13 protein-coding genes are annotated in these 12,706 nt (G+C 72.7%); 5 read left to right on the forward strand and 8 right to left on the reverse strand.

What is annotated here, in order from left to right; genetic code table 11:
• Positions 1–42 precede the first annotated feature (42 nt).
• The 4 genes from EO776_RS11745 to EO776_RS11760 all read right to left on the reverse strand — a co-directional run bounded on the left by EO776_RS11745 (position 43) and on the right by EO776_RS11760 (position 3,837).
• Complete coding sequence (locus tag EO776_RS11745) at positions 43–771, reverse strand: hypothetical protein (RefSeq protein WP_129452423.1); 729 nt, start codon at positions 769–771, stop codon at positions 43–45.
• Entirely contained in the window at positions 768–1,781 is a 1,014-nt protein-coding gene (locus EO776_RS11750; RefSeq protein WP_089308188.1) for a hypothetical protein, read from the reverse strand. The genes EO776_RS11745 and EO776_RS11750 overlap by 4 nt, the downstream gene beginning before the upstream one ends.
• Before the next feature lie 133 nt (positions 1,782–1,914).
• Positions 1,915–2,751: an RAD55 family ATPase gene (locus EO776_RS11755; protein WP_049930655.1), complete on the reverse strand. Its 837-nt coding sequence runs from the start codon at positions 2,749–2,751 to the stop codon at positions 1,915–1,917.
• A gap of 54 nt (positions 2,752–2,805) precedes the next feature.
• Positions 2,806–3,837 (reverse strand): beta-ribofuranosylaminobenzene 5'-phosphate synthase family protein, encoded by a 1,032-nt coding sequence (locus EO776_RS11760; protein WP_129452424.1) that lies wholly within the window; start codon positions 3,835–3,837, stop codon positions 2,806–2,808.
• Between the two features lie 163 nt (positions 3,838–4,000).
• Here EO776_RS11760 and hemC point away from each other — a divergent pair, with 163 nt between their 5' ends.
• The 4 genes from hemC to EO776_RS11780 all read left to right on the forward strand — a co-directional run bounded on the left by hemC (position 4,001) and on the right by EO776_RS11780 (position 7,437).
• Entirely contained in the window at positions 4,001–5,155 is a 1,155-nt protein-coding gene (gene hemC / locus EO776_RS11765) for a hydroxymethylbilane synthase (protein ID WP_129452425.1), read from the forward strand.
• Positions 5,148–6,035, forward strand: coding sequence for a uroporphyrinogen-III C-methyltransferase (gene cobA, locus EO776_RS11770; RefSeq protein WP_129452426.1), 888 nt, complete (start codon positions 5,148–5,150; stop codon positions 6,033–6,035). The genes hemC and cobA overlap by 8 nt, the downstream gene beginning before the upstream one ends.
• Positions 6,032–6,808, forward strand: coding sequence for a uroporphyrinogen-III synthase (locus EO776_RS11775; RefSeq protein WP_094582919.1), 777 nt, complete (start codon positions 6,032–6,034; stop codon positions 6,806–6,808). The genes cobA and EO776_RS11775 overlap by 4 nt, the downstream gene beginning before the upstream one ends.
• Before the next feature lie 227 nt (positions 6,809–7,035).
• Complete coding sequence (locus EO776_RS11780) at positions 7,036–7,437, forward strand: hypothetical protein (protein WP_049930647.1); 402 nt, start codon at positions 7,036–7,038, stop codon at positions 7,435–7,437.
• Here EO776_RS11780 and EO776_RS11785 read toward each other — a convergent pair whose 3' ends face one another.
• From EO776_RS11785 to pdxS, 3 genes are all read right to left on the reverse strand, one after another.
• Complete coding sequence (locus EO776_RS11785) at positions 7,438–8,487, reverse strand: DUF4382 domain-containing protein (protein WP_129452427.1); 1,050 nt, start codon at positions 8,485–8,487, stop codon at positions 7,438–7,440.
• 128 nt (positions 8,488–8,615) lie between these two features.
• On the reverse strand, positions 8,616–9,941 hold the full coding sequence (locus EO776_RS11790; protein WP_129452428.1) for a 5'-deoxyadenosine deaminase: 1,326 nt from the start codon (positions 9,939–9,941) through the stop codon (positions 8,616–8,618).
• 271 nt (positions 9,942–10,212) lie between these two features.
• Positions 10,213–11,121 carry a pyridoxal 5'-phosphate synthase lyase subunit PdxS gene (gene pdxS / locus EO776_RS11795; protein ID WP_049930642.1) on the reverse strand — a complete coding sequence of 303 codons (909 nt, stop codon included), beginning with the start codon at positions 11,119–11,121 and terminating at the stop codon, positions 10,213–10,215.
• A gap of 165 nt (positions 11,122–11,286) precedes the next feature.
• Here pdxS and mobA point away from each other — a divergent pair, with 165 nt between their 5' ends.
• Positions 11,287–11,967 (forward strand): molybdenum cofactor guanylyltransferase, encoded by a 681-nt coding sequence (gene mobA, locus EO776_RS11800; protein WP_089308192.1) that lies wholly within the window; start codon positions 11,287–11,289, stop codon positions 11,965–11,967.
• A gap of 16 nt (positions 11,968–11,983) precedes the next feature.
• Here the strand turns inward: mobA and EO776_RS11805 are convergent, their stop codons facing one another.
• Complete coding sequence (locus EO776_RS11805) at positions 11,984–12,529, reverse strand: DnaJ domain-containing protein (RefSeq protein WP_049930639.1); 546 nt, start codon at positions 12,527–12,529, stop codon at positions 11,984–11,986.
• Positions 12,530–12,706: the final 177 nt, after the last annotated feature.

The following is a 12,706-nucleotide window of genomic DNA, read 5'->3' on the forward strand; positions in this document are numbered from 1 at the left end:
TCGGTCGGGAGTACGCAGGCGACCCGAAGGAACTGGTTCCGGTTACTCGCCGTCGAAGGCGGGGTCGTCCGCGTCGATCATCGGGCAGTTGCGGACCCGGAACTGAGAGAAGTCGACCGACTCGACGATCTCGGTCCCCTCGTGCGCACACGCCGTCTCGGGCGGCGCCGTGAAGTGCGGGCACCGCTGGCAGTAGCTCCGCTTGTCGACGACGTGCTCGTCGCCGGCCCTCCCGGCGTCCGATGTCGGGCCCGGCGAACGCGTCGCCGCGCCGCCCACCTCCCCGTCGGCGCCGAGGTCGTCGAACGCCGTCGCGTCGGTCCCGACCGACGCCTCCTCGTCGAGCGCCTCCCAGACGTCCTCCTCGCCGACTTCGCCGGTCCCCATCGACTCGAACGGGTCCTCGTCGGCCGCCGTGCCGTCGGTGTCCAGATCGGCGAACGGGTCGTCCGCCGGCGCGCGCGGCTCCGGGTCCTCGCGTGGCGCGCCGCCGGTCGCGTCGCCGTCCGACCCGGTCACGGGGCCCGCACTTCCCTCGGTCCCGCCGCCGAGCGCCGCGAAGGGATCGTCGGTCTCGTCTCCGTCAGGCGCGCCGAAGGCCTCGTCGGCCTCGTCTCTGTCGGGCGCGTCGAACGCTTCGTCGACCTCGTCGGTCGGCTCGTCGTCGAAGAGTCCGCCGCCGAAGGGGTCGCCTTCCGGTGCGCCGTCGCCGTCCGATCGGTCGTCGGCGCCGTCAGACCGGTCGCCGTCCGATCGGTCGTCGTCGCTCATCGGTACTCTCCGTCGGGTCCGCCGTCGCTCGCGGCGGTTCCCGTTCGGTCCGTCCCGTCGCCGTCCGCGACGTCGCCGTCGATGGCAGGCTTATCCGCGACGAGGAGCTTCGAGGTCCCGAGGAAGCCGGCGTTCGGCTCCAAGTCCTCGAACCGGCGGCCGCAGTGGGGGCACTCGGGCGCCGACAACAGTCCCAGTTCCACGCCGCCGCCGCAGTGGCCGCAGTCCGCGGTCCGCACGCCGTGGCGGTTCGCCGTCCGCGTCAGGGCGTCCACGCGCTCTCGGTCGGCGCGGTCGCGCTCGGCCGCGTCGAGCCGGCGCTTGAGCTTCACGACCGCGTTCGCGACCCGCGAGAGCTTCTCGTCGATCTCGGTCAGGTCGTCCGCGGAGATCCCCGCGAGGTCCGACTCGACGCCGTCGAGGCGGTCGTCGACGCTGTCGACCCGCTCTTCGACCGCGTCGAAGCGGTCTTCCGCCCCACCGAGCCGCTCGTCGAAGGCGTCGAGGCGGTCGCCGACGGCATTCAGGTCATCGAGCCGGGCGTCGACGGCGTCCAGTCGGTCGTCGACGGCGTCCAGCCGGTCGTCGAGGTCGTCGACCCGATCCGAGGACGGCGCGTCGGCGGCGGCCGCGTCGAGGCGGTCGAGCCGGGCGGCGACCTCCTCCAGTTCGTCGGCGAGGTCGTCGACCCGCGATTCGGCCTCGTCCGCGTCGGCGAGCCCGGGGGCCGACGATTGCGCGTCCTCGGCGGCTTCGCCCGAGTCGAGCGCCTCCACCTCGCGGTAGAGGTCGACGAACCGCTCCCGGAGGTCCGCAACCTTCTCGTCGAGCTCCTCGTCGAGGTCGTCGAGGCGCGCTTCGATCGCCGCCACCTCGTCGGAGTCGGGGACATCGATCCCCTCGGACTCCGCGAGCGCGACGAGCGCGCGCTTGAGGAGCTCCTCGCGGCTCACGCCGGCGTCCTCGGCGGCGGCGTCGAGGGCGGCCGTCGCCGGGTCGAGGTCGCTCATCGCGGGTCCTCCGTCATCTACGTGACATTGAGCGGCGAGGCTTAAGTAACCTGTCGCGGCGTTCTCCAGATCGATACTCGGCGGGCGCCACTCGATCGGGAGACGGGCGGAGGGTCGGGTCGAACTGCGCCCGCTACCGGATCTTGCGAACGTCGCTGATGTCGAACCCGCCCTCGTGGATCTCCGTCTCGAAGCGGACGATGTTCTCGGCCTCCAGCCGCGAGAGGACGCCGCGGAACTCGCGGACGAACATGGTTCGGGCGCGCTGCGAGCCGCCGCTCTCCCACGAGAACTGGAGTGTCCCGCCCGCGGCGTCCATCAGGGTGCCGAACTCGCGGTCGCGGAGCGCGTCGGTGTTCACCAACACGAGGACCAGGGCGTCCCACTCGTAGGCGGCCTTCTTCAGCCCCTTCATCACCATCGCCACGTCGCTCCAGTCGGTGTCGTCGGAGACCATCGAGACGAGGTCGGTGACGGAGTCGATACAGACGAGGCTCCCCCGGCCGTGTTCCGAGAGGTAGTCGCCGAACGCGGTGAGGACGTCCTCGTACTCGCCGCGGTCGCCGAGCTCCGTGATCGACGCCGTCTCCGTCTCGTACCAGTCGCGCGGCACCGGCGACAGCTGGAAGTACTCCGGCGAGAGGTCGCGGAAGGCGATCTCGTCGACGGCCGTGTCGACGATCTCGTCGGCCATCGTGTACGCCATCTCCCGGGTGATCGCGTCGGTGTCGGCGGTGAAGGAGATGTAGTGGACCGAGTCGGGGAGCGCGGCGTCGGCGTCGATGTCGCCGTAGTACAGGTCGAACAGCTCCTCGTCGGTGCGCGCCAAGGCGTTCATCGCGGCGCTCGTGTACGCGAACTCTCTGGCGCCGGCGCCCGCCTCGCCCGCGAGCAGCACGACGCTCCCGGCGGGTGCGCCGCCCCCGAAAATCGAGTCGAGGCGCGCGATCCCGAACGGAACACTGGACATGGCTTACGCCCCGTCGCCGCGGGGCTTAGTGTTACCCCTCCCAGCCCGTCCCACTCACTCGCCCGCGCTCTCGTCGACTCGTGCCCCCTCGTCGGTCGCCCGGACGACCGACACCTCGCCGCCGACGCCGGCCGCGTCGAGGGCGCGCCGGCCGGCGTCGCGCGCCGCGTCCGCGCGGGCCGCGTCGGTGACGCCGTAGACGGTCGGCCCCCACGAGGACTGCCCGGCGCCGAACACCGACGCGGCCCCCGACAGGGAGTCGACGACCTCCCCCACGGGCGGCCGGTACACCCCGCCCTGCTCGTCGGCGTACCACGCCCCGTTGAGCCGGCCGATCTCGGCGACAGCGGCGCCGAACGCCTCCGCGTTCCCCGACGCGACCGCGGGGAGGGCGCGTCGGGTGACGATGCCGGCGATGCGGTCGGCGAGCCCCGGCTCCGCGCGCTCGACCGCGGTCCGCATCGCGTCGTCCTCCGCCGCGCCGTTCCGACCGGCGGCCGCGTCGGGCGCGACGAGCAGGAAGCGCCAGTCGTCCGGGACGGCGTGGCGCGCGGCCACCGGCGGCACGGTCCACTCGCCGTTCGCGGGGCGGTCGGTGGTGAAGCGCGCGGTGGGGTGGCCGGCGTCGAGGACGAACCCCCCGTCCTCGAACGTCGCGACGCCGACGCCGGAGCGCCCGCCGCGGCCGAGCGCCGGGGCGCGCTCGCGCACTCTGGCGGGCAGGTCGTACGCGGCCGCGACCGCCGCAAGCGTCGCCGCCGCCAGTTGCGTCCCGCTGCCGAGTCCGGCGTGACGGGGGAGCGACTCGCGGACCGTAACGCGGGCGCCGTCGACCCCGAGCAGATCGACCGCCGCGGTCGCGTAGCCGCGGACGTCGTCGCGCACGCTCGGCGACAAATCGCCCGACTCCGACGGCTTCCCCGCCGCTTGCTCGACCGCCACGCGCACCGCCGGGGCCGGTTCCGCGTCGACGACGACGCGGGGGCTGTCGAGCCCGACGCCGAGCGCGCCGTACAGGCGCTCGTGCGAGAGGCTGAGGTTACAGAAGCCGAAGTGGAGCCGCGCCCCGGCGCTCGCGCGTGCCATCTCGCCTCCGGCTTGGGGCGCGACGGATAAAGGGCCCGTGACGGTGGCGGGAGTTGCCTCGGTGTCCGCCTGAGCCGCGCCGCGCAAATGGGGACCGAGCCGTCTCGGTCGCCGAGGCGGCCGAACTGGTGCGCTTTTGAACGCGGGGGACCTCGGTCCGGGTATGACCGAAACGCTCAGGCTCGCGACCCGCGGGTCGGACCTGGCCCTCCGGCAGGCCGAGACCGTCCGCGAAGCGCTGTCGAGCCGGCGCCGCGACGTCGAACTCCGGCAGGTGGAGACGCGCGGCGACCAGATCCCCGACGAACTGATCCACCGCCTCGGGAAGACAGGCGCGTTCGTGCGCGCCCTGGACGAAGAGGTGCTCGCCGGCGACGCCGACCTCGCGGTCCACTCGCTGAAGGACCTCCCCACCGAGGAGATGGCGGAGCTCGTCGTCGCCGGCGTCCCCGAGCGGGCGCCCTCCGGCGACGTGGTCGTCCAGCCGGAGGGACTCGGGATCGAGGACCTCCCCGCGGGCGCCGTCGTCGGCACCGGCTCGCTCCGCCGCGGGGCGCAGATCCGGGCGGCCCGCCCCGACCTCACCGTCGAGCCGATCCGGGGCAACGTCGACACGCGGCTGGAGAAGCTGCTCGCGCCCGGCCTCCAGGCCGAACACGAGCGGCGCCTGATCGCGTCGGGCGAGGAGAATGCCCTGACGGCGGAGGCCGACGAGGGCGGCGACGAGAACGCTGACGACACGGACGACGAGGATACCGACGGCGACGAGGTCGACGAGGAGTTCGACGAGACCGTCGAGGAGTGGTTCGACTCGCTGTCCGACCTCGAACGCGACGCGATGGAGCGGAAGATCGAGACCGAGTACGACGCCGTCGTCCTCGCGGAGGCCGGCCTACGCCGCTCGAACCTCTTCTACGAGGTGGAGACGACACGGCTCCCGCGAGAGGAGTACGTCCCTGCGGCGGGGCAGGGGGCCATCGCCGTCACCGCGAGCGACCCCGACGTGATCGAGGCGGTCCGTAAGGCGGTCGACCACCCGCGGACCCGCGTCGCGGTCACCGTCGAGCGGACGATCCTCGGCGAGCTCAACGGGGGCTGCGTCGCGCCGATCGGCGTCTCCGCGATGGTTCAGGGCGAGCACGTCCACGTCAGAGCGCGGGTGCTGTCGACCGACGGCACCGAGGAGGTGGCCGACACCCGCGACCTCCCGATCCGGTCACACGCGACGGCCGCCGCCGAGTTTGCCGCCGACCTCGCGGACCGCGGGGCGGACGAGCTGATAGCCGAGGCCCGCGAGGAGGCCGACGCCGATGAGTGACGACGGCGCCGGCGCGGGCTCCGGAGCGAACGCGGACGAACCCCCGACGCGTCGGCGCGACGACGGCGTCGGCACCGTCTTCCTCGTCGGGTCCGGCCCGGGCGACCCGGACCTGCTCACGGTGAAAGCGAAGCGACTGATCGAGTCGGCCGACGTGGTCCTTCACGACAAGCTCCCGGGCCCGGAGATCCTCGGCGAGATCCCCGAGGCGAAGCGCGAGGACGTGGGGAAACGCGCCGGCGGCGAGTGGACGCCGCAGGAGTACACCAACCGGCGTATGGTCGAGCTGGCCCGCGAGGGGAACCGCGTCGTCCGGCTGAAGGGCGGCGACCCGTTCGTCTTCGGCCGCGGCGGCGAGGAGGCCGAACACCTCGCCGAGGTCGGGATCCCCTTCGAGGTCGTCCCCGGCGTCACCTCGGCCATCGCGGGGCCCTCCGTGGCCGGGATCCCCGTGACCCACCGCGACCACGCCTCCTCCGTCTCCTTCGTCACGGGCCACGAGGACCCGACGAAAGACGAGTCCGCCATCGACTGGGAGGCGCTGGCGGCGACCGGCGGCACCATCGTCGTGCTGATGGGCGTCGGGAAGCTGCCGGCGTACACGGCCGAGCTCCGCGACGCCGGCCTCGGCGGCGACACGCCCGTCGCGCTCGTCGAGCGCGCGACGTGGCCCGACATGCGCGTCGCGACCGGCACGCTCGACACGATCGTCGACGCCCGCGACGAGGCGGGGATCGAGCCGCCAGCGATCACCGTGATCGGCGACGTTGCCGCGACCCGCGACCGCGTCGTGACCTTCCTCGAGAACGCCGGCTCCGCACCGGTCCGGTCGGCGACGGAGGGAGACGACGACGGGTCGGTCGGAGGTGACGAGACGTGAGCGAAGACGAGGGTGGCCGCCCGCGCGTGGCCGTCTTCCGGCCGGACGACGAGCGGATCGAGGCGGCCGTCGAGCTGCTCCGGTCGCTCGGCGCGGAGCCGGTCGCCGACCCGATGCTCGAAGTCGAGCCGACGGGCGCCGTCCCCGCCGCCGCGCCGCTCGTCGTGTTCACGAGCAAGACCGGCGTCGAACTGGCCGCCGAGGCGGGCTGGGAGCCGGGGGACGCCGACCTCGCTGCCATCGGCCCGACGACCGCCGCGGCCGCCCGCGACGCCGGGTGGACGGTCGCCGTCGTCCCGGAAGAGTACACCTCCGCGGGCCTCGTCGCGGCGCTCGAACCGCGGGTCGCGGGCGAGCGCGTGACGGTCGCCCGCTCCGATCACGGCAGCGACGTCCTCCTCGACGGGCTCCGCGAGGCCGGCGCCGAGGTGACCGAGACCGTCCTGTATCGGCTCGCCCGGCCGGCCGCCGCGGGCGACTCCGCGGAGCTGGCCGCCGCGGGCGACCTCGACGCGGCGGCGTTCACCTCCTCGCTCACGGTCGACCACTTCCTCGCGGCGGCCGCCGACCGCGGGGTCGAGGAGGCGGCGCGCGCCGGACTGGGGGACGCGGTCGTCGGCGCCATCGGCCCGCCGACGGCCGAGACTGCGGCCGACCGCGGCGTCGACATCGACGTCGTTCCCGACGCGGCGTCGTTCGAGTCGCTCGCGGCCGCGGTCGTCGACGCGGCCGGCAAAGCGTCGACCGCCGCGTCCGGCGACGGTCCGCGCTGACCCCGCGGTCGCGTGACTGAAGCGGAACGACAGCGGCGCGGCCGCGTCGAGGCGGCCGTCGCGGCCGCCGAATATCCGGAGCGAAAACGCGAGGCGGCGTCGGGGTTTCTCGTCGCTTCGGCTCGCTCGCGGGTAACAACGCGGTCGCGTCCCGATTCGGCCGCGAAAATACCACTCGTGATATTCGGGAGCGCGGATTTATTATCGGGAACGTGATATCGGGTGCCATGGAACCGAGCGAGCGCTGGCTGCTGCGGGTCGAGGAGGATATCCTCGTCGTCGAGTTCCCACACGGGACTGGGCTGAGCCCCGCAGACGGCGAGGCGCTGCTCGACCGCTGGCGGAGCGCGACCGACCCCGACGATGTCGACGCGATCGTGATCGTCGTGCGGACGAGCAGGCCGTGTTCGGACGCCGGCCGGCGCGCGCTCCGCGAGTCGGCGCAGATAGCGGTCGCCCGCGGCGTCGACCGCTTCGCCGTCGTCGGGCAGCGCTCGAAGCGGCGGTACCTCAAGCGGACCATCGACGTCGAGGGCGTCGACACCGAGGCGTTCAACGACGACGACGCCGCGATGCAGTGGGCGAGGAGCCCGTCCGCGACCGCATCGTCGGTCGGGACCTCCTCGTAGTTAGCTTCCGGTCTCGGTCCCGTTCTCCGCGTCGTCCGTCTCGTTACCACTGGTGGCGTCGCCGTCACCGGAGTCGTCGGTCGTCTCCCCGTCGTCGCTCTCCTCGCCGCCGCCCTCCTCACCGTCTTCGTCCGCCTCTGACTCTTCGATGTCGCCGTCGCCGTCCTCGTCTTCGTCGATCTCGTTGACCTCGACGTCACGGCCCGCGACCCCGCTGCCCGAGATCACGGGTTTGAGGATGTAGCCGTTGTTCTTGCCGCGCTTGACGACGTTGATATCGAAGACGAAGCTGACCGGCTCGTCGGCGGTGACCTCGAACTCGTTCGTGATCTGGAGCTTCTCGCTCGGGAGCTTCACGTCGACCTCGCCGCCGTCGACGATCCCCTCGATAGCGGAGACCGCCAGTTCGATCTTCTCGTAGTCCCCGGCCGGGAACTCGCCGTCGAAGACGGCGATCGCGTCCTCGTCGATCACCTGCGTGAGGTCGACCGTCGCGCCGTCGAGGTCGACGACCCTGAAGCCGCGGTCCTCGCCCTCGTCCGCGTCGTCTTCCTCGTCGTCGTCTCCTTCGGTGTCTTCCTCGTCGTCTCCGCTCTCGTCTCCTGCCACGTCGTCCCCCTCGTCCTCGTCATCCGCCGTTCCGTTGGGGGACCCGTCGTCACCGTCGGTGTCGGTGACGTTCTCGCCGGCGTCGTCCTCGTTTTCATCTCCGGCTTCGTCGTCCTCGTCCTCGCCGTCACCAGCCTCGAACACGCGGGCTCGGTCGAGGGTCACGTCCAGCCGGTCGAAGTCGTCGATGTCGGCCGGGGCGTCGCTGATGAGGAGCCGGAAAGTGCCGGTTAGCGGTTCCGAGCCGTCCGAGCCGTCCGAGCCGCCAGACGACGGGGGCGATTCGCCGCCGGTACAGCCGGCGAGGAGCGTCGCGCTCGCGCCGGCGCCGACGGCGACGAACTCGCGTCGGCCGAGGCCGCCGGTGGCCGCGTCGGCCGGTCGGTCGTCGTCTGTCGGCTGCGATCCGTCGTCGTCTGCCGTCCGCGATCGGTCCGTCATGGTGATTCGACGGATGGGCCGCGGACGGGTATAAACGAGAGATACTCCGGTCGGATTTGCGCCGATAAAGCCGATTTTAGCGGGTATCGCGGTGGTTTTCGGTGAGCGGCCCGCTCTCGCCGGCGGACCTACGGTTTGGCCGTGTCGATGCCGGCCTGCTCGACCACACGCTCCGCGTGTCGCGTCGCGCGCTGGCGGACCGTCGCCGCGTCGACCCCGACGTGCTCGCCGTTCGCGTACCGGACCTCCCCGTCGACCATGGTGAAGGTCACGTCGTCGCCGTGGGCCGCGTACACGAGGTGCGAGAGGGGGTCGTGGAGCGGCGTCGCGCGCGTCAGATCGGTCGTGATCCCGATCACGTCGGCGCGGTGTCCCTCGCGCAGCGCGCCGAGGCGGTCGAAGCCGGCGGCGCGGGCGCCGTGTTCGGTCGCCATCTCCAGCACGGTCGACGCGGGGAGCCTCGTGGGGTCGCGGGCGTTGACCTTGCCGAGGAGGCTCGCCTGTCGCATCTCGGTGAAGGGGTCGAGCGTGTTGTTACACGGCGGGCCGTCGTTGCCGAGCGCGACCGTCATCCCGCGGTCGAGGTAGTCCTGAACCGGGGCGATCCCCGAGGCGAGCTTCATGTTCGAGGAGGGGCAGTGGGTGACGACCGTGTCGGTCTCGGCGAGCACCTCGCGCTCGCGCTCGTCGGTGTGGACGCAGTGGGCGAGCGTCACGTCCGGCCCAGTCAGCCCGACCTCGTCGAGCCAGAGGATGTTCCGCTTTCCGGTGTCGGCCTCGACCGTCTCGATCTCGTCCTCGTTCTCGCTGGCGTGGGTGTGGATCGTCACGCCGTCGTACCGGTCGGCCAACTCGCGGCAGCCGCGCAGGCAGGCCTCCGTACAGGTGACGGCGAACCGCGGGGTGACCGCGTACCGGACGCGCCCGCCTGCGGCCCCGTGGTACTCCCGGATGAGCGCCTCGCTCTCCGCGAGCGCGGCGTCGGTCTCCTCCAAGAGGCCGTCCGGCGAGTCGCGGTCCATCAGGACCTTTCCGAGCCGCGCGCGGATCCCGGTCTCGATCGCGGCCTCGAACGCCTCGTTCGCGTGGTTCACCGAGAGGTGGTCGACGACGGTCGTCGTGCCCGACTCGAGACACTCCAAGTAGCCGAGTTCGGCGGCCGCGCGGGTGGCCTCGGCGTCCATCGCGGCCTCCATCGGCAACACCGCGTCGAACAGCCAGTCGAGGAGGGCGGCGTCGTCCGCGATCCCCCGCCCCAGCGACTGGACGGAGTGGACGTGGCCGCCGACGAGGCCGGGCGCGACGACGTCGAACGCGCGCCGCTCGTGGTCGGGATATCGGTCCCGCAGGATGCTCTCGTCGCCGACCGCGGCGATCGTGTTCCCCTCGACGACGACGGCGCCCTCGGGGATGACGGTCTCGGAGTCGGCCACGACGGTTCCGGCGATCAGCATGTCCGTCCGTTCCTGACGGTCGACCGGGAAGAGGCTGTCCGTTCGCGACCCCCGGCCCGATCAGTTCGAGACCGACGAGCGTGCGATCGCCGAGGCGGCGAGTCCGGCGGCGAGAGCGACGAGACGTTCGGCGCAGTCGAGCGGTCGCCGCGTGTCGCTATCAACGTCGGAACGGTCGCAGGCGGGGTTCGCGGTCTGACGGTCGCTCGTCGCTACGCCCGCCACACGGGCTCAGTTATCACAGATCGTCGCGCGGCCCGAGACCGCGTATTTAAACGCCGCGGCCCTGGAGCTGCTCTTCTTCGGCCATGTCCTCGTTGGACTGACCCTTCATCCCCTTGCCGCTGCCGCTCGCGATCCGGGCGAGCTCCTCGGGGTCGTCCCAGTTGTTGACGGCCTCGACGATGGAGGTGCCCATCGCCTCGGGGTCCTCCGCGCCGAAGACGCCGGAGCCGACGAAGATGCCGTCGCAGCCGTGGTACATCATCAGCGCGGCGTCGGCCGGCGTCGCGATGCCGCCGGCGGCGAAGTTGACGACCGGGAGCCGCTCGGCCTCGGCGGTCTCGTGGACCAGATCGCGCGGTGCGCCGTGTTCGCGGGCCCACTTCTCGCGCTCCTCGTGGTTGAGGCCGGTGAGCGTCCGGATCTGGTTTTTGATCGTGCGCTGGTGTTTGACGGCCTGGTTCACGTCGCCCGTGCCGGCCTCGCCCTTCGTCCGGATCATCGCCGCGCCCTCGTTGATGCGGCGGAGCGCCTCCGGCAGGTTCCGGGCCCCGCAGACGAACGGGGACGTGAAGTCGCGCTTGTCGGTGTGGTACTCGTCGTCGGCGGGCGTGAGCACCTCGGACTCGTCGATCATGTCGATCCCGAGCGCCTCTAGGATCTCCGCCTCCTTGCGGTGGCCGATCCGCGATTTCCCCATCACCGGGATCGACACCTCGTCGATGATCTCGGGGACGCGCTCGGGGTCGGGCATCCGGGCGACGCCGCCGCGCTTCCGGATGTCGGCCGGGACGTGTTCGAGGACCATCACGGCGACCGCGCCGGCGTCCTCCGCGATGCGGGCCTGCTCGCGGTTGACGACGTCCATGATCACGCCGCCCTTCTGCATCTGCGCGAAGCCGCGCTTGACCAGCTCGGTCCCCCGCTTCAGCTCCTCCAGATCCGTGGCCTCTGGCATGAATATAGCTTGGGTCGCCGGCCACTTAACGGGTCGCTTTCGGGCGGATGGACGGGCGAGCGCGCCGTTCAGTCGCGATCGGAAGCGCGGTCCGTCGCGGCCGCGCTCCGCGCTCGCGCGTCGCCACCGCAACCGCGAAGTCTCCCCGCCGTCTACGCCGCGAGCGTGACGACCGGAGCCATCCTCGCCGGCGGCCGCTCAACGCGCTTCGGCGACGCGGACAAGGCGGTGGCGCCGATCGCCGGGACCCCCATGATCCGTCGGGTCGCGGACCGGCTCGCGGGGACCGACGACCCGGTCCCGCCCGGCGCCGACCGCGCGAGCGGCGGCGACCCAGTCGTCGACGAACTCGTCGTCAACTGCCGCCCGGGCCAGCGCGAGGCGATCGCCGACGCGCTGGCCGCGGTCCCGCTGTCCGTCCGCTGGGCGCTCGACGAGGCGCCGGACCCCGGCCCGCTGGCGGGGATCCGGAACGCCTGCCGGGCGGCAACCGACCCCTACGCCGTCGTCGTCGCCTGCGACATGCCGTTCGTCGACCCGGGCTTCCTCGCCCACCTCCGCGAGGCGGCCGCGGGCGCGGAGGCCGCGGTCCCACGGCTCGACGGGCGGTGGTACCAGACGACGCAGGCGGTCTACGCGACGGAGCCGGCCGCGGTCGCCTGCGACCGCGCGCTCGGTCGCGGCGACCGGAAGGTGCTGGCGCTGGTGGACCGGCTGGACGAGGTCGTCGTCGACGACGCGGCGATCCGCTCGCTGACGACCGACCGCACGTTCACCAACGTCAACACGCGGTCCGACCGCGACGACGCGGAGCGGGCGGTCGCCGCCGCGCTCGACGCGGCGTGAGGCGCTCGGCCGGCGGTCACTCCTTCAGCACTTCGTATGCCTCGTTGAGCTGCTTGAAGTCCTCCTCGTCGCCGTCCTCGCCGTCCGGGTGGAGCCGCTTCGCGCGCTCTCGGTACCGCCGGCGAACCGTCTCGCCGTCGGCCGTGCGGTCGAGGCCGAGGGTCTCGTACGCCTCCCGTTCGCTCATCCGGTCGGCCGCGGGCGCGCGGTCACTGGGGTCCCCACCCCCGGCTCCGCCGGGACCGCGAGCGCCGGCCCGTCGGCCGCGCGCGCTCCGACCGCCGTCGGTCCCGGCGGCGCGGTACGCGCGCTCTCGGTTGGCCTCGGCGCGGGCGCGCTGTCTCGCGCGCTCGCGCTCAGTCGGTCCCGCCCGCTCGGCGGACCGCCGGGCCTGGTCGTCGAGGCGTCCGCTGGCGTGGTACCAGAGGAAGTACGAGACGGCGCCGAACGGCAGCGCGAGCGCTAACGCGATCGGGTGGAGGACGATCCCCGCGATCACGAGCAGCGCCGTCATGCCGACGAACGCCCCGGCGAGCACCACGACGATCGTTCGGTTCGTCACGGACGTACTGGGGGACGGAGGACCGTAAGAGTCCCGACGGCGGCCGTCCGGCGAGGCGGGGGTCACGTCGGGGGCGGCGTTCGCGTCGCCCGCCGCCTCCGCTCGCTCCCTCGCGGCCCCACTCGCTTGCCGCTCCTCGCCTCCGCACCGTTTATCACCGCGGCCGCCCGGGTACGG

The sequence above is a fragment of the Halorubrum ezzemoulense genome (assembly GCF_004126515.1).
In the GTDB taxonomy this organism is placed as follows: domain Archaea; phylum Halobacteriota; class Halobacteria; order Halobacteriales; family Haloferacaceae; genus Halorubrum; species Halorubrum ezzemoulense.

What these genes read in the sequence shown, in the direction of transcription:
- EO776_RS11745 (WP_129452423.1), bottom strand. Translation starts at nt 771, where the DNA reads ATGAGCGACGACGACCGATCGGACGGCGACCGGTCTGACGGCGCCGAC.
- EO776_RS11750 (WP_089308188.1), bottom strand. Translation starts at nt 1,781, where the DNA reads ATGAGCGACCTCGACCCGGCGACGGCCGCCCTCGACGCCGCCGCCGAG.
- EO776_RS11755 (WP_049930655.1), bottom strand. Translation starts at nt 2,751, where the DNA reads ATGTCCAGTGTTCCGTTCGGGATCGCGCGCCTCGACTCGATTTTCGGG.
- EO776_RS11760 (WP_129452424.1), bottom strand. Translation starts at nt 3,837, where the DNA reads ATGGCACGCGCGAGCGCCGGGGCGCGGCTCCACTTCGGCTTCTGTAAC.
- hemC (WP_129452425.1), top strand. Translation starts at nt 4,001, where the DNA reads ATGACCGAAACGCTCAGGCTCGCGACCCGCGGGTCGGACCTGGCCCTC.
- cobA (WP_129452426.1), top strand. Translation starts at nt 5,148, where the DNA reads ATGAGTGACGACGGCGCCGGCGCGGGCTCCGGAGCGAACGCGGACGAA.
- EO776_RS11780 (WP_049930647.1), top strand. Translation starts at nt 7,036, where the DNA reads ATGGAACCGAGCGAGCGCTGGCTGCTGCGGGTCGAGGAGGATATCCTC.
- EO776_RS11785 (WP_129452427.1), bottom strand. Translation starts at nt 8,487, where the DNA reads ATGACGGACCGATCGCGGACGGCAGACGACGACGGATCGCAGCCGACA.
- EO776_RS11790 (WP_129452428.1), bottom strand. Translation starts at nt 9,941, where the DNA reads ATGCTGATCGCCGGAACCGTCGTGGCCGACTCCGAGACCGTCATCCCC.
- pdxS (WP_049930642.1), bottom strand. Translation starts at nt 11,121, where the DNA reads ATGCCAGAGGCCACGGATCTGGAGGAGCTGAAGCGGGGGACCGAGCTG.